A 21,699-nucleotide genomic window follows, 5' to 3' on the forward strand; every position below is an offset into this window, starting at 1 on the left:
GGGAAGGTATATAATGCTTTCACCATGTCCAGAAGCATGCCCTTCAACGAAGCGCACCATGAGGAGCCGCCTCTTATAGACGTTCAGATCGGAGATACGTGTCTGATCGAACCACAGGGGCTTGGCGAGCGTTTTAAAACAGTTTTTATTGGATGGGAGAAGGGGCGCTACATCATTTTGAAACTCCCTTCCAAACTTGAACTGCGCGAGCATCTTTTTGCAGGGAAAAGCATCATTGTAAGATATCTTAGTTGCGCTGGAGAAGTCAGTGGCTTTGCATCAGAAATACAGGGCGTCAATTACAAACCACAGCATTTGTTCTTTACTGATTATCCCGCAAAAATTGAGATTTTCAGTCTGCGTAAGGAATCCAGGGTCGATTGTTTCTTGCCCGCCACCATCGTTGTTCAAGGAGAAAAACGTCTGTCTGCCAGCATCCTGAACATCTCCAAAGGGGGGTGCCGCATGGGGGTGAGCAAGGCAGATCTGATGGGGCACGTATTCACCGTGGATCAGACTTTCCTTTGCGAATTTTTGATTCTGGGGCAGAGCGGCATGCCCAACAGTTTTATGGGGCAGGTGCGCACTATCAGCAAAGAAGCGGACAAGATATTTCTCGGCGTCCAGTTCCAGGATGTTTCAGAAACGCTGAAACGGCAGATCGAAGGGTATGTGACGTCTGTTGGCAATTATCTTGGGGGGACGTGCATCCCCCGCTATTAATAATCGTTTTACAGATGTTTTTGAGAAATGGGTGAAGGAGGGGAAAGGTGTTTGCGAGAGGCTGTTCACCGCGATCAAGGCTGTTTTGATCGTGCAGCTGAAACGCTCAAAGCTATGAACTCAAAGCAACCCTTCCGAAAAACGGCTGGCTGCTTCTACAAAATTTGGCGCCCAATCGGGCGCGCCCAGTGCGTGGATGTGGGTGTAGGAGGCAAAGGTCTCCTTGTACACCAGGCCGTCATAGCCGGCGAGTATTCCTTCACCGCGCCCAAGTTTGAGGGCGAATGTGAGTTCCGCCCCGTCTTTGGCCTTGGCGCATGAGTAATGGAATTCATGCCCTTGAATAGTGGCGCCTTTTGAAAAGAAGGGCGTTTCGTGGTCCACGGTCGCTTCAACATACCCCAAACCCTGGGGGCGTTTGCTCAATTCCACATGAATAGGGAACACGCCTACCATGGGCATTCGCCCCTCTTGGGTGGCAATGCTTTCGCAAAGGTACATGAAGCCCCCGCATTCCGCGTAGACCGGCATGCCCATTTCCACCATCTGACGTACACGCTGGCGTACACGGGTGTTGCGCGCCAGAGCTTCGGCATTGGTTTCGGGAAACCCCCCTCCCAGGTACAGGCCTGTGATCTCGGGCCAGTCGTCACCGGAGAGAATGGAAACCTCCACGATTTCTGCGCCTGCCCTGCGCAGGGCTTCAATGTTTTCTTCGTAATAGAACCAGAGGGCTGCATCGCGAACCACACCAATACGAGGGCCGCTGGTGGCGGGTTCCGTTGTCCATAGCGAACGCCCGATTTCTAAAGCGCCCGGTGCATCCGGTGCATTATTGGCCACTTCCAGCATGGCGTCTGTATCGCAATGGGACTCGATTAGGTCAGCCAAACCGTCGAGTACGTCATCCTGATCGTCAGTTTCCATGGTGGACCAGAGGCCCATGTGGCGCTCGGGAATGGGGGTTTTGGTCTTGGGAAGTGCGCCGAGGACAGGAATGTCAGTGTAATGCTCGATGCATTTTCGGACCATTTCCTGGTGTCGCGCCCCGGCTATGCGATTGCAGACAACACCAGCAATGGGGGTGTCTTTTTCGAAATTGAGGCAGCCGACAAGCACAGCAGCAGCAGTGCGGGTCATCTTTGTGCAGTCCATGACCAGGACAATGGGGGTATCGAGGAGCCTGGCAAGGGCTGCAGTTGAGCAGGAACCTTCAAGGTCTTTGCCGTCAAAGAGTCCTCTGTTGCCCTCAACAAGACAGATGTGAGTGTTCTGCGCGCGGTGCCAGAAGAGGGCGCGCAGTTTGTCTTCAGACATGAGAAAAGGGTCCAGGTTCGACGCGTACCGTCTGGCAGAAAGACCTAGCCAGCCAGCGTCGATGTAATCCGGACCCTTTTTGAACGGCGTTACAATACGGCCTTTACGTGCCCATGCTCTGGCAAGTCCTAGTGAGACAGTGGTTTTTCCAGCCCCTCCGCTCAGACCTGCAATGATCAGGCGCGGCCTATGCATTGTAGTTACAGTGCCGACGGCAGTAGCCGCGATAGGCTTAGCCTTCTTCGCGCTTGCCGGCGCCAGTCAGGCCGTACATGGTGGTGCTGCCGCTGGACCAGAACTCGAGCTTGCCGTCGTTGACCAGAGCGGTAAGAACTTTTTTCACTTCACGGGCTTTCATGTCAGGCAGAACCTTCAGAAAGTCGTTAAAGTAGAATTTAGTTTTCCCTTTCTTGTTCTCAAGGTACTCGAGGATTTTTTGTTTCGACTCTTCCATTTTTCGCCTCTTTTGTTTTTCCGGACGCAGGCGCAAGGCCTGCGTCCGGATGGTTACTCAAGTGCGGCTTCTTATTTCACGTGGTCAGTCCACTTGAAGTGGGTGGACTGGCGCCAGGTGTAGTAGGCGTGGTCGCGGAAGTCGTCGATGCAGTGGTGGGAGAACTCGAGCCCGGTCAGCTCGTAGAAGGTTTCCCAACCAATGCGCTCAGCCCAGTCGCCGATGCGTTCGTACTTCATGGCATTGGCAGACCAGGTGTTGATGATCTTGCGGATGGTGTCGGTCAGCGTCTGCCAACGAGGGGGCTCGTTGGGGATGAAGGCGACCACGACCTTGGAGAGCTTGGGCTCGGAGATCCGGTTGGAGATCTTGCCGCCCAGCATGATAACGCAGCCGTCACCTTCGCCGTCGGCCAGCGGCAGCGAGGGGCACATGGTGTAGCAGTTACCGCAGTACATGCAGCGGTCAACTTTGACGGATACGCTGTTGACTTTCTTGTCGCCGATTTCGACCTTGGTGGGCTTGATTGCACCCAAGGGGCAGGCAGCAACGGCGAGGGGAATCTCGCAGAGGTTGTCCAGCCACTCGTGGTCGATCATCGGAGGCTTACGGTGAATACCGACGATACCGATGTCGGAAGCGTGCACGGCGCCGCACATGTTCAGGCAGCAGGCCAGGGCAACGCGGCAGATGGCAGGCAGCTTCATGGTGGTGAACTCTTCGAAGAGTTCGTCCATGATGGCCTTAACCGGGCCGGAAGCGTCCATGGCGGGGGTGTGGCAGTGTACCCAGCCCTGGGTGTGAACCACGTTGGACACGGAAGCACCGGTGCCGCCAATGGGGAACTTCTGGCTGCCACCAGCGAACTTGCGGGACTGCAAGTCTTCTTTCAGGGCGGCGAGCTTGGCTTCGTCGTCCACCATGAATTCTACGTTGTTACGGGTGGTGAAACGTACGTGACCTTCGCAATGCTTGTCGGCGATCTCGCAGATTTCACGGATATGCGTGATGGACATCAGGCGGGCTGCACCAACACGGACGGTGTAGCATTTGTCGCCGCTTTCACCCACGTGCACCAGTACGCCGGGCTCGAGGATTTCGTGGTATGCCCATTTACCCTTGTTGGCCTTAACGACCGGGGGGTAGAACTTTTCGTAATGCTGGGGGCCGATGTCGGTGATGCGGTTTTCCATCGGCTTTTCGGGATTGTACCCTGAAGAAATGAATGCCATATCTTTGTCCTCCCAATCTGCTTAGCGTTGGTGGCGTTTACGGAAAGGAGCGATGTCGCGTTCGAATCCGCCCGGAACCTCTTCTTCCTTGAAGAAGATGTACGGGGTGGAACGAGGCTCGGACACGTGCTGCGGAACAGCCTTCTGGCCGATGACGTCGAGCAGGGTCTGGAAGCCCAGGCGACGCATGGTCTCACCGAGACGCTCACGGTTCTTACCTTCTTCCATCCACCAATCCCACAGGTTCTCAACGATTTCCTTGATTTCGTCGTAAGGAGGCTCGACGGGCACGAAGGGAACCACCAGGGAACCGAGCTGGGAACCATCCAGAATCGGAGCTTTAGCGCCGCAGAGGATGCTGGCGCCGCGCTCGTCACCAATGCGCAGAGCGCGAGGCATGGTGTTGATGCAGTGCATGCAGCGCACGCAGTCCTTGTTGTTGATGGAAAGCTTGCCATCGTAGCTCATGCACTGAGTCGGGCAGCGGTCAACAACTTCTTTCACGATGTCGAACTTGCCCCAGTCACGACCAGCGAAGGCGCCGGCGTTAGGTGCAAATTCACCGCCAACGTAAGCCTTGACGGCTTCCTGGTCGATCTTGATGTCGTCCTTCCAGGTGCCGACAATGGCGAAGTCAGAACGAGCAGATGCAGCAACGCAACCGTTGGGGCAGCCGTCGAACTTGAACTTGAACTTGTACGGGAACGCAGGACGGTGCAGCTCATCCTGGTACTCGTTGGTCAGCTCGTGGCACAGATCCTGAGTGTCGTAGCAAGCAAACTCACAGCGGGACATGCCCAGGCAGTCAGCAGGCGTACGCAGGTTGGAACCGGAGCCACCAAGGTCGGTGTCCAGCTTGTGGGTCAGTTCGTAGAAGATTTCTTCGAGCTGCGGGGTGGTCGTACCCAAGAACACGATGTCACCAGTGGAGCCGTGCATGTTGGTAAGGCCGGAACCGCGCAGATCCCACAAGTCACAAAGCTGACGAAGGAATTCGGAGGTGTAGTACTTACCCGCGGGCTGGTTTACGCGCACGGTGTGGAAGTGCGCTACGCCAGGGAACATCTCGGGCTGGTCACAGTAACGGCCGATAACGCCGCCACCATAACCGAAAACGCCAACGATGCCGCCGTGTTTCCAGTGAGTCTCTTTTTCTTTGAAAGAAAGTTCCAGGACGCCCAGCAGGTCTTCGGGGCAGTCAACGGAAATCTGGTAATCCAGACCTTTCTCGTTCTTATGCCGCGCGTCGATTTCCTGCTTGATGTCGGACACAAAGCTAGGCCAGGGCCCAGACTCGAGTTGGTCCAACAAGGGAGTTTGGTGTTTCGCCATTGCCTTACCTCCACATTGCTTTGTTTAGGTTCAAGACATTCCCTTCGCAATGACTACGGCCAAAAGCCATTTTGCCTGCCAGGCTCCAGCCGTTGTCGCGAAATTCCATTGTCAAAACGGTCCTGCCGACCCGTTTCACCTGTGATACGAAATTCACATGTAGACTTCTTTCGTAGAAGTAAACAAGCGAGTTGTCAAGCGATAAACCCCGCAACCATGCTGTCTCGCGGCCCCACAGCGCTCACTGTGAAGCGACGATACATACTCTTGGGCAGGTGGATGCGGGTTTCCGTCCTATCTGTAAGACCATACACGCACATTGCCTGATTGTGCAATACTTGACCGTTGTAATCTTACGTGGCAACTAGCCGATTTTCGTAAATTCCATTCAAAGGGTTAATGCCTTCCTTAACTATGGGCGGCACTGAACGCCAACGAGGAGTTCCAGATGCAAGACGAGCGCGGTCTTTATTATTACCCAAATCCGGCGCAGAGGGCCACGCGCATGTACGTGCGGCTGAACGACGGCGCCATTGAGTTTCGGCTTTACAACAGCCAGGCTCCGGAAATCTGGGAGCGTCATGGCTGGCTGCCCCTGGAAGTGGTCAAGCAGGCTGCTGCCCTTTATCAAGGAGAGAAGGACCCTACTTCCCTGTACGACGAAAAGGTGGCCAGGAACCTTCTCGAATCAGCGGCGGAAGATTCCTAGACCTTATTCACTGTACGTTGCTTGCCTTATTCTTCCGCCCCGAATCGCCCTCCTTTTGAGGCGGCAGCGCAAGCGGCCCCGCCGCAGCAGGCGTAAAGCGATTCGCTGTATGCGTAGAGGATGCGATTTTCCCGCTCCCGTTGCTCTGGCGTGATTTCCTTTGCCGGATGTTCGCGTGCGAGCTTCTGCAACCGCTCCCAGTCTGGAATGGCGAGAAGCCCCTCTCCCAGAACATCCCCCGTGGCCGTTTCAAGCACGACGGCTTCCTTGCTGTCCGTCACGGTAACCAAGGGGGCGCTTCCTGTTGCAAGCAACCGCGCGGCGGCCAGTGATTCACGGTTGTAGGTGGTCACTACGCCGGGACAAAAGAGCAACGCCATCAAAGGTGCGCCGGTCTCGGAGAACACGACAAGGTCAACGATGCGCGTATATTCCTTGCCATCTACGGGGACGCTGACCTTGACCCGCGGCTCGAGCCGTTCTCTTGGGTAGCCCTTTTCCTCCACCAGCAGACGCGCCATGGCCTGGCGCAGGTCTTCATACGTCGTGGCTTCTATGCTTTCTCCAGTAAGATAATCTTCGATTGTCGTACCAAGACTGACATCATGCATGATTCGCCTCCTTGCTCCGGCTATGCAGCGCGTAATCGCCTGTTGAAGGGGTGCGCTTATTGGGGCCAGGAACAATGAATCATCGTTTCCGGCAACGCGTTCTGCCTCGTTCGGATCCAGCCTGGAGCAGCATAGATACTAGCATGTGTCGGCAGCCGCGGCAAATGTTCCGGGAGTCTTTATCGTCAAAAAAAGGCCGCCTTCCCAGGGGAAAGCGGCCTTGTATTCTGCGTATGTTCTACGGCTTAAAAGAAGACGAAGGTCACGATGACGAACAAGGGGACCAGAATGCCGCATGACCAAGCCATGTAGCCAAAGAAGCTGGGCATTTTGACGCCTTGTGTTTCAGCGATGGAGCGCACCATGAAGTTGGGCGCATTGCCGATGTAGGTGTTGGCGCCCATGAACACGGCACCGCAGGAAATGGCCAGCAGGGTGGCGGTCAGGTCGTGCATCAGGTGCTGTGCATCGCCACCCGCGGTATTAAAGAACACCAGATAGGTGGGGGCGTTATCCAGGAAGCTGGACAGCAAGCCGGTGAGCCAGAAGTACATCTTGTTAACAGGCTCGCCATTTACGGAAACCATGTGGATGACGCTGGAGAGTGCGCCTTCCGTTCCTGCGCGCAGGATGGCGATGGCCGGGATCATGGACAAGAATATGCCGGAGAAGAGCTTGGCAACCTCGATGATCGGGAACCAGTCGAAATCGTTCTTCCGGCGGCTCTCGGCGCTGGTCAGCTTGAGAGACAGGAAGGCGATGACGAGCAGGATCAGGTCGCGCAGCACGTTCTGGAGTTCCACCTGGACGTGGTAGACGTCGAAGGTGACGCCGGCTTTCCACATGCCGCTCATGAGCACGCCGCCAATGACGCCGACGAGCAGCAGCAGGTTGATACCGCCTTCGATGCCGAGCTTTTCGTCGCCTGCGTCAGGCACGGTGGGCTTGCCCTCCTTGGCAAAGAGCAAGGTATCGGCGAAAAAGTAGGCTATGAGCAGAATCACGGCCACGAAGATCATGGGGGGCAGCATGTGGATGGTGGTCCAGAAGAAGGACACACCCTTGAGAAAGCCCAGGAACAGTGGCGGATCGCCCAGAGGCGTCAGGGAACCGCCGATGTTGGCTACCAGGAAGATGAAAAAGACCACGGTGTGGACTTTGTATTTGCGGTGGGCGTTGGCGCGCAGCAGGGGGCGGATGAGCAGCATGGCCGCGCCCGTGGTTCCCATCCAACTCGCCAGCAATGTGCCTATGAGCAAAACAAGCGTGTTGACGACGGGTTTGCCCACCAGTTGCCCCTTAAGTCTGACGCCGCCGGCAACTGTGAACAGGGAGAACAGCAGTATGATAAACGGTATGTATTCTAGCACCATAGTGTGGACGACTTCATACAGCGTGAGCGAGAAGCCGAACTTGAGCATGAATGGCACCAGGAAGGCCAGGGCCCAGAATGCAGCGACCTTGCCGAAATTCTTATGCCAGAAGTGGGGCAGGGTCAGCGGCATGATGGCGATTGATAGCAGCATGCAGGCAAAAGGAATGACCCAGACGACGCCCAGGTCCTTGCCTATTGCAGCCGCCATATGGTGTAGATCGCCTTCGTGACCGCCTCCGTGGGCTTCTTCGCCATGGGCCGCCTGATCGCCATGGGCCTGTTCAGCCTGTACGCCCGCCTCTCCTGCCTGCTCGGCAGTGAAGCCTTTCTGGGGTACGGCTGCAAGCGTTACGAGCGCTATTATTATCGTAACACACATTATGCGCAGAAATTGAATCACCGTGCTTCGCCTCCATTTTTCATCGGCGCTCGGCCATCATGCCTGGCGTCCGTTCTGAATGACCTTCCGGAAGAAAACCGTATGTAAACCTAGTTGTTACCTGATAATGAGCACAGGGCAGCATGTGCGGTGCAAAACCGTGTGCGTCAAACTGCCGAGAATCATACCTTCCAGATCCGTCAGACCACGGCTGCCCATGACGATGAGATCCATGCCATTGTCTTCGGCATAGCTGATGATCGCATCTGCAGGGTTCCCTGTTTTGACATGCATGGTGTAGCAGACATCGTAGCCATCGCAGAGGCTGGCGAACTCTTTGAGGACTTTCTGTCCTTCTTGTTGCAATTCCTGTTCAAGCTTTTCCCGTGCGTGGCCGCCCACGATTGTGGGGATGTGACCAGGGCAGTTCATGAGCACAAGGTCTGCTTTTTGGGTGCGGGCGATTCCGCGAGCATATTCCGCCGCCTTGTGGGAGTGCTTGGAGCCATCCACGGCACACAGAATTTTGGTAAAGAGCATTTTACGAACTCCTGCATCAACGTTTCAGATCAATGGCTCGCACAGCGTTTGCAAAGGTGTTGATTGAGCCTGGCCGTAAGCGGCCTACGCCTGCTAACTCCAGTTCATGGATTTGTATTTTGCATCATCAATTCCGATGACCAAGCATTCACGATGGGGCAGGGAATTGACAAAAGCAATGCCCTGCTGCGGTCCCATCACGAAAACCGTGGTGGAAAGGGCGTCTGCCTCGAGAACGCTGGAAGCCTGTACCGAAACACTCTTGACCTGGTGCGGGGAAAGGCCCGTTACCGGGGAGATGATGTGGTGAAAGAGCTTTTCATGGTCAAAGTACACTTCGTAATTGCCGGAAGTCGCGATGGCGCCATTGCGCATGGTCACGACACTGGGATAATGCCCCTGTTTTGCAGGATCTTCAACCGCTATTGTCCAGGGTTTGCCCTTTGCGTTGGCGCCGCTGGTACGGATATCGCCCCCTGCATTTACAAGGTGGTTTTCTATGCCGTGGCTGCTGAGCACTTCGCTGGCGCGGTCTACGATGTAACCTTTGGCGATGCCGTCAAGGCTGGCGGCCATACCGTTGCGATCAAATCGGGCGTCTCTGCCAGAGATGCTCAGGTGTCTGGCGCCAACAAGTTCCATGACCTGGGACAATTCACGCTGGTCGAAGTCAAGGCGTTCGCCGGCGTCGGCTTTGGCCTTGAAAAGGTCGACCACAGGCGCGACCGTGACGTCAAATGCGCCGTCGCTCAAGGAGGTGTAACGCTGCGCCCGGTCCAGAACCATGAGAAGTTCGTCTGGGGCGCCTGCAATCCGGCCGTGGCTGTTGAGCTCGGAGATTGCAGTGGCGCTTTTGTACCGGTCGAAAATGGCGCTCAACCGTTCGATTTCTTCATAGGCGCGGCCCACTGCTTCCTGGGCCAGATCTTTAGAAGGATGCACCGCTGTGATGTGCACCAGGGTGCCGATCATGGCGCGTGTGCTGGAAACGGCATGGCCGTCGCGACCAAGCTTGGCGGCTTGTGCAGCCAGGGGGGCGACGCCTGTGGCGCACAGGCCCAGTCCGAGCAGGGCGCTCTGCCGCAGGAAGTCTCTGCGATTGCAGATGGAGGCTGTTTTGCTCATTGATGTGCTCCGTTGCCTAAAGCTGTTGCAGGTATGCTCGTTTCTCAGGCCGCGGCCTGATCATTGGCGGCGCAAGGACCCAAGCAGCGCAGGATTTTGCGTGGGCAGGCCGCGACACAGGCCTCTTCACATTCGGGGCCGTATGCCAGACAGGCTTCATGGTCTATATGAATCCGATTGCCTTTCATGGAAATGGCCTTTGCAGGGCATTTCTTGACGCATTTCATGCAGCTGATGCAGCCCACGTCGCAAACTGAAGTCACGTCCTTGGCCTTGTCCTGGGAGGAACAAAACACCATAACGCGGGAGCGCTGCGGGACGAGTTCGAGAATGTTGTTGGGGCAGGTGCGTACACAGGTGCCGCAGGCCGTGCAGGCCCCAGGATCGATGTACACGATATTGTTCTGCAGGCTCATGGCGTCAAAGGGGCAGGCCCGGACACAGTCGCCAAAGCCGAGACAGGACCAGTTACAGGCGTAGGGGCCGTTTTGGACCATCTTGGCTGCGCGGCAAGTGGGGATGCCCTGGTAGTCGAACTTCAGGGAAACGTTGCCGCCATTGCGGTCGCAACGCCGGAAGGCAACCTGCGGTTCGGCGTCGCCCATTGCCTTGCCGGCCAGTTCGGCAACACGGGCCGAGACTTCTGCACCACCAGCGCAGCATTTGTTGGGCGGGACATTGGGGTCGTTAATGACCGCAGCCGCATAGCCATCGCAGCCGGCAAAGCCGCAGCCGCCACAGTTTGCGCCGGGCAATGCCTCGGAAACTGCTTCAATGCGAGGGTCTTCCTCGACGTAAAGCAGCTTGGACGCTGTCGCAAGGACGACGGCAGCTACAAAGCCGAGTCCGAAAAGAACGCTGATTGAAACTACTATCAAGCTCATGAGGCGCTCCTCTTATTTGTCCGGGCTAACCGATCATGCCTTTGAAGGCCATGAACGTCAGGGACATGATTCCGGCCATTACCAAGCCGATCGAAGTGCCTTGCAACGATTTCGGCACATAAGAAACCTCGAGTTTCTCGCGGATGCCGGCCATGAGGATGAGAGCCAGCAGAAAACCAACGCTCGCGGAGAAGGCGTAGAAAACGGACGTTATGAAGTCGTATTCCTGGCGCTGCACCAGAATGGCGATACCAAGCACCGCACAGTTGGTGGTGATCAGCGGCAGAAAGATCCCCAGGGATTTGTAGAGAGGCGGTACCATCTTTTTCAAAAACATTTCCACAAACTGCACCAAGGACGCGATGACCAGAATGAACACGATGGTCTGCAGGTAGCCCAGGTCCAGAGGAATGAGGACGAATTTCTGAATGATCCAGGTGAAGATGGTGGCCATGACGGCAACGAAGATGACCGCTGCGCCCATGCCTATGGCGACGCCCTTTTCCTTGGAGCATCCAAGGTAGGGGCAGTTCCCCAGATACTGCGCAAGCAGTATGTTGTTGACGAAGATCGCCGAAATGAAAAGCAGGAAATAATCCATGTCGGGCTCCTGTTATTTGTCGGCCTTGGGGGCTATGCCGCCCATGGCCATCTTGCACGCGTTGCAACCGCTGCAGCCTGCATTGAAGTTTTCAGGCAGGGTCTGGCCTTTACGCTTGGCCTGAATGATCTGCAGATAGTTCATGGCGGCGAGGATCAAACCCAGGCAGACAAAGGCGCCGGGCGCTTCGACCATGAAGCTGAAGGGCTGGTAGTCAGACCACATCACGCTGGAGCCGAACAAGGTGCCCTTGCCAAACACTTCGCGAAGCCCCCCCAAAAAGGTCAATGACAGGGTGAAGCCGATACCCATGCCCAGGCCGTCGGCAAGCGCCAGGTGCACAGGGTTCTTGGCGGCGAAAGCTTCAGCACGCCCCAGGATGAGGCAGTTGACGACGATGAGCGGTACGAAGATGCCCAGACTCTGGTACAAGGGGTAGGAAAACGCCTGCATCAACATTTCCACCGAAACGACCAAAGAGGCCGCGATGGCGATGAAGCACGCGATGCGCACCTTTTTGGGAATGATTTTCCGCACCAGCGAGATGATTACGTTGGAGAGGGTGAGCACGAAGATGACCGCCGCGCCCATGCCCAGACCGTCGCTGGCGGACTTGGTCACAGCAAGCACCGGACACAAGCCCAGGACGAGCCGGAACGGCGGCAGCTCGGCCCACAAGCCTTTAGTGAATTCTTTCAACATGCTGGCCATTATCGCACCTTCCTACGATTTTTCGAAAGTTTGGATGAACTTGTCTTTCAAAGCGGTGTAAATCTCGGCTGCCTGATGCACCGCGTTGATGGTTCCTACAGAGGAAATGGTAGCGCCGGAAACGGCATCAACACTACCGCCCTGGGAAGACAGGTTCACTTTGGCGGGATCGGCGCCGGCAAACTGCTTGGTGTACCCCACCTCGGTAATTCTCATACCAAGACCCGGGGTTTCCTTGAGGGTGGTGATGCCGATGCCTGCCAGCTGGTCGTTGTTGAGGTCGAAGCCGACCATGACGCCGATGTCGCCGCCATAGCCGCCAGCAAAGGTCTCAAAGGCTACGCCAGTGAGTTTGCCGTCTTTTTTGGCAGGAAAAACGGTGATTTCTCTTCCGTTATACTCGAACTTCTGGCGTTCAGAGATGGGGTTGTTGGAAGGATCCGGGAATACGCTCGTCAGCGCAGGCGACTGCACATAGGTCAGTACCTGCTCTTCGATAAGGGGCGCGGTGGATATCTTCAGATAGGAAAGCGTCAGGCCCGAGACCCCGCAGATCACGGACAGGACGACAATCATGCTTAATATTTCGCGCATGGCTTACCTCGCTCCGAAGGGTTTGGGCTTGATCATTTCCAAAAGAGGCATGAACAGGTTGGCCAGCAGAATCGCAAAGGGGACGCCATCGGGGTAGATGCCGTAGACCCTTATAATGATGACCATGGCGCCTGCCATCAGTCCGAAGAGCAGCATGGCGATGGTGCCGTTGGGTGAGGAAGCCGGTTCAGTGGCCAGGAAGAATGCGCCAAGGATTGTCGAGCCAGTCAGCAGATGGAATATGGGGCTCGCGTAAACGCTGGAGTCGACTCCCCAGAAAATCAGGCTGGTGAGGACGACACCGCCCAGGAATCCAAGGGGGATATGGAAGCGTATATTGCCTCTGAAGAGCAGGTAGGCTGCCCCCAGGAGCAGACCGACAATCTGGATGGCGCCAAGGCCGCCCAGCTGGCTGCCCATGAACATGTCGCCATTACTCACCGTGACGTTTTCCAGACCCAGGAATTTGAGCTGGGTCAAGGGGTTTTCCAGAGGCGAGCTGAGCATGGTGACATTGACGTTCAGTGCGTCTGGCCAGGAAATACGCAGTGCTGCCCAGCCGACGAGGGGCGGGCAGATGGGGTTCGCGCCCAGACCGCCAAAGGCCATCTTGCCCAGGGTGATGGAGATGGTCGCGCCCATTATCACCAGCCACCAGGGCGCTTTTGCCGGAAGCAGAAACGCGAAGAGCAGGCCGATGAGCAGTGCATTGTAGTTGTCTACGTTGACGTCGCGCTCCATGACTTTCAGGCAGAGCGCCTCCACGACAACCGCCGTGGTGCAGGAGAGAGCCATGACCTGCAGCGCATCCAGCCCAAAGTGCATGATGGCCATTGCCGCAGCCGGCACAAGAGCGATGATGTAATCCAGCATCATGCTCCGCACGGTACGGCCGCAATGCCAATGCGGCGGCGAGGAGACGTTCAGAACAGGGAGTGTTGCGGACTCGTTCGTCATAGTCGTGTTCCTTCCCTTGCTATTCTTCGTTCAGGGCGCAGCTTGCAAGTTGCGCCGCCTCGGCTGCGAGCTCTTGCTTGGCCAGCCGGATGTATTGCAAAAGGGGCCGGCGTGCAGTGCACCAGAAACCGCACAGGCCGCATTCGAAACAATAGTCGATGCCGTAGCCGCGGGTGTCGCCGTATTTCTTGAATTCGGCATAGCGGGCGATCATGTTCGGCTGGATACGGGCCGGACACGCTGCGATACAGTTGCCGCAGTTCAGGCAGGGTTCGTCGGTTACGGGGGGAAACTCGCCGGCCCTGACGACGGTGACGGCGTAGGCATCCTTGGGAACGCCTTCGGTGAGGTTCTGTACGGATTCGCCCCGCATGGGACCGCCAAGAATAACGTCGTCGTGCTCGTTGACGGTGACCCCTGCGGCATCCAGCACTTCCTTGACCGGCTGCCCAACCTTGGCCTGGACGATCTTGCCCTCCACGCTGAGGAGCACTTCCGTGACAGGCATGCCCGTTTGCAACGCCTGACCGATCCGGTAGCAGGTGTGCGCGTCGACACAGAGCACGTCGTCAGGCATTTCCTTGCCCGTGGCGGCCTTTATGACCAGGGCGTGGACGCTGTTGGGGTATACGGCGGGCACCTGGGTTACGCTGCAGCCTTCAAGGGCGGCAGAGGAACCCTGCGCGCTGACCAGCTTGCAGTCTCCGGCACCCGTGAGCGCCTTGATCGCGGCGACGCCTTTGGCAACCTCGGCGTTCTTGTTGGCCAGCAACCAGGAGGCGATGGCCACGCCGGGTTCGGGGTTCAAAGCGTTTACTACCAGGGTGGATGCTTTCAGGTAGGGTAGAGTATCCACGCCCAACGCCTTCAGCGCGGCCTTGAGTTCGTCGCCGGAGAGACCGTCGGTCTTGACCGGTTCCGATGCGGCTTCGACTTCCTGGGCTTTGATGGTCACGCCATTGGCGTTGATGTCTGCAACGACACCAGCAATGGGGGCATGCGCATCGCCCGTATTTTTGCCGGGATGGTCAGCCACCAGTGTGCCTGGAGCCACCTCGGTCTTTTTCTTCACTGTTTTCGTAGAGTGGCCGCTTAAAGGCACGACCACTTGCGCTGGCTCACTGCAGCGCAGGACATCACCTTGGGCTTGTACGTCCAGGGAAAAACTCGTTTTCGTCATGGCTTATCTCGGCATATGGCAGTGGTTGCACTCTGCTTCCGTGGGACCTGCCTGCTTCTCGTCGTGGCAGCCGAAGCAGCTCTCATGGAACGCGTTCATCCGAGTGGGAATGAGCTGGCTGATGCTCTTCTCATGGCATTCGGTGCAGGACGTCGTCGCTGGCATGGTGTCGCCCTGCCCAGCCTCGAGGGTCTGGTGGCAGAACTTGCAGCCGGCCAGGCCTTCATCGAAGACATCCTGGTGGCAGGTCATGCAGCGCTCGTGTGCAGCGTCCTTGAAGCTGGGCATTGCATCGTCGCCAGTGTCCATGTGGCATTCGCCACAATTTGTGGGCGCAGGTTCGATGTCCGTGTCATGGTGACAGTCGGTGCAACCGGAAGTGTAGAGTTCCGCGTGCTCATCGTGGTTGTAAACCATGCCCGTGAATTCGGCGTGGTGGCAACGTGCGCATTGCTGATCAGAGGTGAACCAGGTGGAGTGGTCGGCAATGTATTCAGGAGTGAACTCGCGGGGGTGGCACTTGCCGCATTCGACTGGTTTGGGGCCGGGGTCCTGACTTTCGTGGTGACAAGTAGCGCAGTTTTGGACGTACTTTTCTTCGTGATCCAAATGCGTGAAGATCACCTTGCCGCCGCTGGAATCGAAGAGAATGCGTCGCGGCATCTCCTCTGTGGCAGCAGGCCGCAAGTAGCCTACAATTGCCACGATGGCCAGGATCACAACGCATACCGTGATGGGAAGATAACGCTTTTGCAAGGTGCGGTCCCTTCTTTTATGGGTTGTGGTTTATTGGAACGCTGAACGCCGCCGTAGCCAAGAGGCTATAACCACATGAATGACCAGAACAATTGTAGTGCCAATAGTGGCGCATTCATGTTTTTTGCGAAATACGTTACGCAGAATAGACTGAGTAGATCAGTATTCTATCTTTAAGGATGCATTCGTTGCTTGCGAGTCCCTGCACTTATCTGGAACGTTCATTTTCATCAGCGTTTCATAAAGCGACCGCCAGGAGGACTGCCATCCTGCCCGACGGTGATCTTCAGGTTCCTCTGCCAAGGAAACCTGTTGCGCAAGGGAAATAAACCAATTTGCGTTTTCCCGGATTGCGCTGAAACGCCCCTGCCTTGTGTATTAATGAACTAACTAGCGCATGTAGCGCCAGGCCGCTGTAAAAGCTGGTCATCTTTGTCTCGATTTTGCCATCGAAACTTCGATGTCGAAATCACTTGCACAGGGGGCTGGCAATGTCAATGTTTGTGGTCTTTTTCACATAAAACTGCAATATGGCTGACACATGATCGCATGACTTTCGAAACACATTGTGAATAAAGAAAAAAATTTTTCTACCATTCAGGTTCCTTATGGAAATCGTTTGACCTGATTTGAAAAAACTCTTCAAAAAATGGAAAAAACCTTTTACAAACATGAATTCAGCGACTTATGGAGGTGTGGTGTAGGATCGCGTATGGTGCATACAGCGAAATAGAAAAAACTAACGCACTTGACGAAAATAAACATCCCGCGCATAGACTAGTTTGGCGATGTAAGGAGTGTATTGTCCAAACGAGCGCCACAGCAGGAAAACAATGGCGCCAGCCTTCTGGTACTTCAGAAAATGCAGCTACTGAGCAGTCTGGACGAAAAGCGTGAGCAAAAGGTTCTCATCGTTGATGATGAGCCGGTCAACTTGAAGCTTCTTGGGGCGCATCTGCGCAAGGGAGGCTACACCGTCATTGAGGCTCCGGACGGCAAAAGCGCTCTGGAAAAAGCCGAGCAGACCAAGCCGGACTTGATATTGCTGGACATCATGATGCCTGGCATGGACGGGCTCGAAACCTGCCACTTCCTCAAGGAAAATGACGAGACAAAAGATGTTCCCGTTATTTTTCTTTCCGCGCTCAGCGATTCCGAGGTCAAGACCAAGGGGCTTGAGGTCGGCGGTGTCGATTATATTTCCAAGCCTTTTGATTCCAGGGAGATGCTTGCGCGGGTCAAAACCCACCTGACGCTCAAGACCCAGGAAAGACAGATACGCCTTTATGCCGGCAATCTCGAGGAAATGGTGCAAAAGCGCACCAGAGAACTTGAGGACGCGCAGCATGAAATACGCCGGGATTTCGATATCCAGACGGTCATTGCCGCCCTGCTTCGCAGCTCCCTCGATACCGCGGACCTTGAGGGCCTGATGGATGAAACCCTTGAGCATATCCTCTCGGTAACCTCCTTTTCCTTCCAGCCCAGCGGCTGCATTTTTCTGGTTGACGGTGAAACGCAACACCTGCGTCCCGCCAGTTGTCGCAATATTCCTGAGGACCAGCTTTCCACTTGCCTGAATGAGGGGACACACCATTGTGTCATGTATGGAGACGCGGCAGAGGATGCAGGGGCTTTTGACGAACCACAAGAGGCGGCTGGCGCCAGAAGCCATTTTTGTGTGCCCATTCGTTACGATGACCGACTGCTTGGCGTGATCCTTGTCTATATCAAGGAAGGGCACAGACCAGACGACAAGGAGCGAGGTTTTTTGCAGGCTGTGGCCGATACCCTGGCCAGGGTGGTGATCTACAAGCAAGCGCAACAGCGGCTTGTGGAATCGGAGGAACAATACCGCGCCATCTTTGAAAACACTGGCACAGCCATGGCGATGATCACGGCCGACTACACCATAGAGCTGATAAATACAGGATTCGAGAGCCTGGCGGGCGTGACCATGGAGTCCCTCGGGAAAGAGCGTTCATTGCTTGATTTCTTTCATCCGGAAGACCGGGATGCTGTATTCGCCATACACGAAGCTTTGCGCGAAGACCGCCCTGCAGATACGTCGAAAAAGGAATTTCGTTTTCAGGGGGCGGCAGGGGACATGCGATATGTGGCCCTCATTGAAAGCAACATTCCCGGCGTGGCGGGCAATGTAGTCTCGCTTTCAGATATTACGGACCGCAAGCGAGCAGAAGAGCAGGTCTTGTACCACGCCTTCCATGACTCGCTGACTGACTTGCCCAATCGTATCTATCTGCTGGACAAACTTGGCAAATGTGTTGAGCGCGCCAAGAGCGACATGGATTATTCCTTTGCCGTCATGCTCATGGACCTGGACCGTTTCAACCTGGTCAACGAGAGTCTGGGGCACGACATAGGGGACAAACTCATCATTGAGCTGGCTGAACGGCTGCGTTCCAGCATCAGTGATGACGATCTTCTTGTCAGGCTCGGGGGCGACGAGTTCGCCATCCTGTACGAGAACATGGGTTCTCTGGAAGATGTAACCGATCTTGCCACGCGCATTCTCGGGCTTGTGCGCCATCCTTTTGTTCTGGAGGGCAACGAGCTCGTCAGCACATCCAGCATCGGCATTGCGCTCAGTGCCATGGATTATGAGCGGGGCGAGGATCTTTTACGCGACGCGGATACCGCCCTGCACAGGGCAAAGCAGCGCGGCAAGGCCCGCTACGAAGTGTTTGATACCGAGATGCACCTCAAGGCCAAAAGCCTGCTGGCCTTGGTCACGGATATGCGCCAGGCCCTTAAACGCGGCGAGTATCTGCTGCATTATCAACCTATTGTGGACATCGCCTCTGGTGCTGTGCAGGGTTTTGAAGCCTTGGTCCGCTGGAATCACCCCACGCGGGGTATGGTCAGTCCTGCCGAGTTCATCCCCGAGGCGGAGGAGTCCGGGTTGATCATCCCCATTGGCCAATGGGTGCTGCATGAAGCCTGCACCACCATGCAGCGTATGTATAAGGAAAGCGGCCTGGATAACTGCCTGATGCTCAGCGTAAACCTTTCCGGCAAGCAGTTCGCCCATGAAGATATTTTTGAGCATGTGAGCCAGGTGCTCAATGAAACCGGCTTTGACCCCAACTGTCTCAAGCTGGAGATCACCGAAAGCGCGATCATGGAGGACGCCGCAGCCGCCACAGAAATGCTCTACCGTTTGAAGAGCCTGAACGTGCACGTTTCTATTGACGATTTCGGCACAGGCTATTCCTCGCTTTCTTATTTGCACCGTTTTCCTGTGGACATGCTGAAGATTGACCGCAGTTTTGTCAGCAGCATCTTTGCCAGTGGTGAAAATCTGGAGATTGTACGCACCATCATCGCCCTTGCCCATAATCTGGGGCTGGAGGTCATTGCCGAAGGTGTGGAAACCAGTGAACAGCTCGAGACCATCAAATCTTTAGGGTGTGAATATGCGCAGGGATACTATTTCTCTCGCCCTGTAGATGTACAGGCGCTTGTAAAGGATGACCTTTTCCACAAGGTATGGTGATAGAGGGTTCAAAAATCCATTTTGCCGCCAAAGTTTGATCGCTTTCTAATGCCCTGAAAAAGCAGGGTAATTCAAAAAAATCTTGCTTTTTTCGTTGCGCATGCCTAAAATACCCATCTCCCTTTATGCAGCCGAATAGTGGCCTGACGACACCAACGGAGCAGAAATATGACCCGGAAAGACCGCACTGAGGGCATTTACAGCCGACGTGAAGTGCTTGATGACAGCGAGCGCAGACAATTTTATCTGATTCAGCTCAAAGAGTTGCTGAATTACGCCTACCGCTATTCAGAGGATGTGAAAAAGCGTTTTGACCGCGCTCAGTTTTCGGTGGACAAGTTCAAGACCTTGTCCGACCTGAAGCACATTCCCATTCTCAAGAAGAAGGAACTGATTTTCCTGCAATCCATCGGCCCCCGTCTTGGCGGGCTGCTGACAAAGGATCTCGGGGAACTCAAGCGTATTTTTCTTTCTCCCGGCCCCATCTTTGATCCTGAAGACCGCAGCGACGATTACTGGGGGTGGACTGAGGGGTTTTACGCTGCCGGATTCCGTTCCGGAGATCTGGCGCAGATTACCTTCAATTACCACCTTACTCCTGCCGGCCTGATGTTTGAAGAGCCTCTGCGGAATCTTGGCTGTGCAGTGATACCCGTGGGCCCTGGCAACACGGGCACGCAGCTCGAGATCATGCAGAAGCTGCGCGTCACAGGGTACGTTGGCACGCCCAGCTACCTGATGCACCTTGCCCAGAAGGCTGAAGAATCCGGCCTGAACCTGCGCCGGGATCTCTACGTGGAAGTCGCATTTGTTACGGGCGAGAAATTTTCCGAAAAAATGCGCTCCACCCTGGAAAAGAAATTCGACCTGATCATGCGCCAGGGCTACGGCACTGCAGACGTGGGGTGCATCGGCTACGAATGTTACCACAAGAATGGCCTGCACGTTGCCAACCGCGCCTTTGTGGAGATTTGCCACCCGGATACCGGCATCCCCCTGAAGGACGGCGAAGTGGGCGAGATCGTGGTGACGGCTTTCAATAAGACTTACCCGCTGATCCGTCTGGCGACGGGCGACCTCTCCTACATAGATCGCGAGCCTTGCGCCTGCGGGCGTACAAGCCCCCGACTTGGCAATATCGTCGGTCGCGTGGACACCACTGCCCGCATCAAGGGCATGTTTGTCTACCCCCATCAGGTTGAGCAGGTCATGGCCCGGTTCGAAGAGGTCAAGCGCTGGCAGATCGAAGTCACCAACCCCGGCGGCATCGATGAGATGGTCCTCTACGTGGAGGCCAGCAACTTCAAGCGTGAAGACGAACTGCTGCACACCTTCCGCGAAAAGATCAAGCTGCGTCCGACGTTGAAGGTTCTGGAGCCTGGTATTCTGCCGCCCCAGATCCGGCCCATCGAAGATAAAAGGAAGTGGGACTAACATGAAACGTATGGGCCGGCTGCTTCTTGTGGCCGGCCTTTTTCTTTTTCTGGCTGCGGGGTGTTCGCCCAAGGATGTATCCCGAACCGCAGGCATGCCCGATGGCACAAAGGGGAGCATGGGAGCATTTCCCGGCGAGAAGGCCTCTGGAGAATTGTACGCCCTGCAAGATGGCGTGCTCACACCGCTGTCTGACGCTGCTTTCGTCGCACAATCCAAAGACTGTCAATACGTGTTACTGGGCGAGGGGCACAACGTGGCCTGCGACCACCTGGTGCAGGCCAGATTGCTGCGTTTGCTGGCGTCTGGCGACCGTGACTGGGTTCTTGGTCTTGAGATGCTCAGCGCCGACCTGGAACCGGAGCTGCAGGGCCTGAATCGTGACCCCAAGGCTGCGGCGGCCGACCTTGGCGCACTGGAGCGCACCGTGCGTTGGAAAGATGTCTGGGGGTACCCTTTTGCGCTGTATGCGCCCGCTCTGGAAGCGGCGCTTAAGGCCGGTATGCCGCTGGTTCCGCTGAATGTGCCGCGTCAGGTTGTCATGGCGTTTCGTACCAAGGGCAACAAAGGGCTGAGCAAAAAGCAGCGCGCCTGGTTGCCGGATGCGATAGTGCCCCCGTTGGATGCGCAGAAAGAGAGCCTGGCGCAGATATTTTCCATGCACCAGGATATGATGGGGGGTGCTGCTTCAGACGCGAAAAAGCAGAAACAACGACTCGAACAGTTTTTCATGGTCCAATCCCTTTGGGACAGCGCCATGGCCCAACGCGCCGCCATGGCCCGGCAGACCTTTGGCAGGCCCGTTGCCATCCTGGCAGGGTCTGGCCATGTGGAAAATGGCTGGGGCATTGTTTACCGCCTGCAGCAGTATGATCCAGGCGCAAAGGTGTTGCTTGTGATGCCATGGAGAGGGGGCGATGCACCTGCTCCGGAATTGGGAGATGTTTTTTTCCATTGCCCGGAATCACACAAGAGCCGCCTGGGTATGACCCTGGTCTGGGACAAGGGCGCGGGGCGCGTTGTGGTGCAGGAAGTGGCTGCAGGCTCCATAGCCGCGCGCATGGACCTGCGGCCGGGCGATGCCATTGTCGAAGCCGGAGGCGCGCCTGTGGAATCTTTGGGCGACCTGCACCTTGCAGGGGCCAAAGCTGGCAAGCAAGGCAAGGATCTGCCGCTTGTCATTTTGCGTAATGGGTATCGTCTGGGATTTTCATTGTCTCTGAAAAAGGACCAATGAGAAGATCCGGCTTTTGTACTCGGTATGTTGG

The 21,699-nt window shown here is 55.9% G+C and carries 20 protein-coding genes; 5 read left to right on the top strand and 15 right to left on the bottom strand.

The window, feature by feature from the left end:
• Positions 1 to 24 precede the first annotated feature (24 nt).
• The gene (locus ACZ5EH_RS10880) at positions 25 to 723 is read left to right on the top strand and encodes a flagellar brake protein (protein WP_464278151.1); all 699 of its coding nucleotides are present in this window, start codon (positions 25 to 27) and stop codon (positions 721 to 723) included.
• 120 nt (positions 724 to 843) lie between these two features.
• On the opposite strand, the gene ACZ5EH_RS10885 is transcribed toward ACZ5EH_RS10880, so the two are convergent.
• From ACZ5EH_RS10885 to dsrA, 4 genes are all read right to left on the bottom strand, one after another.
• Positions 844 to 2,235 (bottom strand): cobyrinate a,c-diamide synthase, encoded by a 1,392-nt coding sequence (locus ACZ5EH_RS10885; RefSeq protein ID WP_464278152.1) that lies wholly within the window; start codon positions 2,233 to 2,235, stop codon positions 844 to 846.
• A gap of 37 nt (positions 2,236 to 2,272) precedes the next feature.
• Complete coding sequence (locus ACZ5EH_RS10890) at positions 2,273 to 2,494, bottom strand: dissimilatory sulfite reductase D family protein (protein ID WP_464278153.1); 222 nt, start codon at positions 2,492 to 2,494, stop codon at positions 2,273 to 2,275.
• 71 nt (positions 2,495 to 2,565) lie between these two features.
• Entirely contained in the window at positions 2,566 to 3,726 is a 1,161-nt protein-coding gene (dsrB, locus tag ACZ5EH_RS10895) for a dissimilatory-type sulfite reductase subunit beta (protein WP_464278154.1), read from the bottom strand.
• 21 nt (positions 3,727 to 3,747) lie between these two features.
• Complete coding sequence (dsrA, locus tag ACZ5EH_RS10900) at positions 3,748 to 5,058, bottom strand: dissimilatory-type sulfite reductase subunit alpha (protein WP_464278155.1); 1,311 nt, start codon at positions 5,056 to 5,058, stop codon at positions 3,748 to 3,750.
• Between the two features lie 448 nt (positions 5,059 to 5,506).
• Between dsrA and ACZ5EH_RS10905 the strand changes: the two genes are divergently transcribed.
• Positions 5,507 to 5,767, top strand: a complete 261-nt coding sequence (locus ACZ5EH_RS10905) for a hypothetical protein (protein WP_464278156.1) — start codon at positions 5,507 to 5,509, stop codon at positions 5,765 to 5,767.
• 26 nt (positions 5,768 to 5,793) lie between these two features.
• Here ACZ5EH_RS10905 and ACZ5EH_RS10910 read toward each other — a convergent pair whose 3' ends face one another.
• The 11 genes from ACZ5EH_RS10910 to ACZ5EH_RS10960 form a co-directional block, all read right to left on the bottom strand.
• Positions 5,794 to 6,378 (bottom strand): type I restriction enzyme HsdR N-terminal domain-containing protein, encoded by a 585-nt coding sequence (locus ACZ5EH_RS10910; RefSeq protein WP_464278157.1) that lies wholly within the window; start codon positions 6,376 to 6,378, stop codon positions 5,794 to 5,796.
• Positions 6,379 to 6,623: 245 nt separating this feature from the next.
• Positions 6,624 to 7,961, bottom strand: coding sequence for a sodium:proton antiporter (locus ACZ5EH_RS10915; RefSeq protein ID WP_464278293.1), 1,338 nt, complete (start codon positions 7,959 to 7,961; stop codon positions 6,624 to 6,626).
• Positions 7,962 to 8,249: 288 nt separating this feature from the next.
• Positions 8,250 to 8,672 carry a universal stress protein gene (locus tag ACZ5EH_RS10920; protein ID WP_464278158.1) on the bottom strand — a complete coding sequence of 141 codons (423 nt, stop codon included), beginning with the start codon at positions 8,670 to 8,672 and terminating at the stop codon, positions 8,250 to 8,252.
• 93 nt (positions 8,673 to 8,765) lie between these two features.
• A complete protein-coding gene (locus ACZ5EH_RS10925) occupies positions 8,766 to 9,797 on the bottom strand; it encodes an FAD:protein FMN transferase (protein ID WP_464278159.1) in 1,032 nt (343 codons plus the stop codon).
• Between the two features lie 44 nt (positions 9,798 to 9,841).
• The gene (gene rnfB, locus ACZ5EH_RS10930; RefSeq protein ID WP_464278160.1) at positions 9,842 to 10,681 is read right to left on the bottom strand and encodes an RnfABCDGE type electron transport complex subunit B; all 840 of its coding nucleotides are present in this window, start codon (positions 10,679 to 10,681) and stop codon (positions 9,842 to 9,844) included.
• 25 nt (positions 10,682 to 10,706) lie between these two features.
• Complete coding sequence (locus ACZ5EH_RS10935) at positions 10,707 to 11,282, bottom strand: electron transport complex protein RnfA (RefSeq protein WP_464278161.1); 576 nt, start codon at positions 11,280 to 11,282, stop codon at positions 10,707 to 10,709.
• A gap of 12 nt (positions 11,283 to 11,294) precedes the next feature.
• The gene (gene rsxE / locus ACZ5EH_RS10940; protein WP_464278162.1) at positions 11,295 to 11,993 is read right to left on the bottom strand and encodes an electron transport complex subunit RsxE; all 699 of its coding nucleotides are present in this window, start codon (positions 11,991 to 11,993) and stop codon (positions 11,295 to 11,297) included.
• 12 nt (positions 11,994 to 12,005) lie between these two features.
• Positions 12,006 to 12,587, bottom strand: coding sequence for an RnfABCDGE type electron transport complex subunit G (gene rnfG, locus ACZ5EH_RS10945; RefSeq protein WP_464278163.1), 582 nt, complete (start codon positions 12,585 to 12,587; stop codon positions 12,006 to 12,008).
• A 3-nt stretch (positions 12,588 to 12,590) separates the two neighbouring features.
• Entirely contained in the window at positions 12,591 to 13,544 is a 954-nt protein-coding gene (locus ACZ5EH_RS10950) for an RnfABCDGE type electron transport complex subunit D (protein ID WP_464278164.1), read from the bottom strand.
• A gap of 19 nt (positions 13,545 to 13,563) precedes the next feature.
• The gene (locus ACZ5EH_RS10955; protein WP_464278165.1) at positions 13,564 to 14,724 is read right to left on the bottom strand and encodes an NADH:quinone oxidoreductase subunit RnfC; all 1,161 of its coding nucleotides are present in this window, start codon (positions 14,722 to 14,724) and stop codon (positions 13,564 to 13,566) included.
• Positions 14,725 to 14,727: 3 nt separating this feature from the next.
• Positions 14,728 to 15,480, bottom strand: coding sequence for a cytochrome c3 family protein (locus ACZ5EH_RS10960; protein WP_464278166.1), 753 nt, complete (start codon positions 15,478 to 15,480; stop codon positions 14,728 to 14,730).
• A gap of 802 nt (positions 15,481 to 16,282) precedes the next feature.
• On the opposite strand from ACZ5EH_RS10960, the gene ACZ5EH_RS10965 reads away from it, so the two are divergent.
• The 3 genes from ACZ5EH_RS10965 to ACZ5EH_RS10975 all read left to right on the top strand — a co-directional run bounded on the left by ACZ5EH_RS10965 (position 16,283) and on the right by ACZ5EH_RS10975 (position 21,668).
• Complete coding sequence (locus ACZ5EH_RS10965; RefSeq protein ID WP_464278167.1) at positions 16,283 to 18,997, top strand: two-component system response regulator; 2,715 nt, start codon at positions 16,283 to 16,285, stop codon at positions 18,995 to 18,997.
• Between the two features lie 168 nt (positions 18,998 to 19,165).
• Positions 19,166 to 20,431: a phenylacetate--CoA ligase family protein gene (locus ACZ5EH_RS10970; protein ID WP_464278168.1), complete on the top strand. Its 1,266-nt coding sequence runs from the start codon at positions 19,166 to 19,168 to the stop codon at positions 20,429 to 20,431.
• Between the two features lies 1 nt (position 20,432).
• Complete coding sequence (locus ACZ5EH_RS10975) at positions 20,433 to 21,668, top strand: ChaN family lipoprotein (protein WP_464278169.1); 1,236 nt, start codon at positions 20,433 to 20,435, stop codon at positions 21,666 to 21,668.
• Positions 21,669 to 21,699 lie beyond the last annotated feature (31 nt).

Source organism: Desulfovibrio biadhensis, from assembly GCF_055388615.1.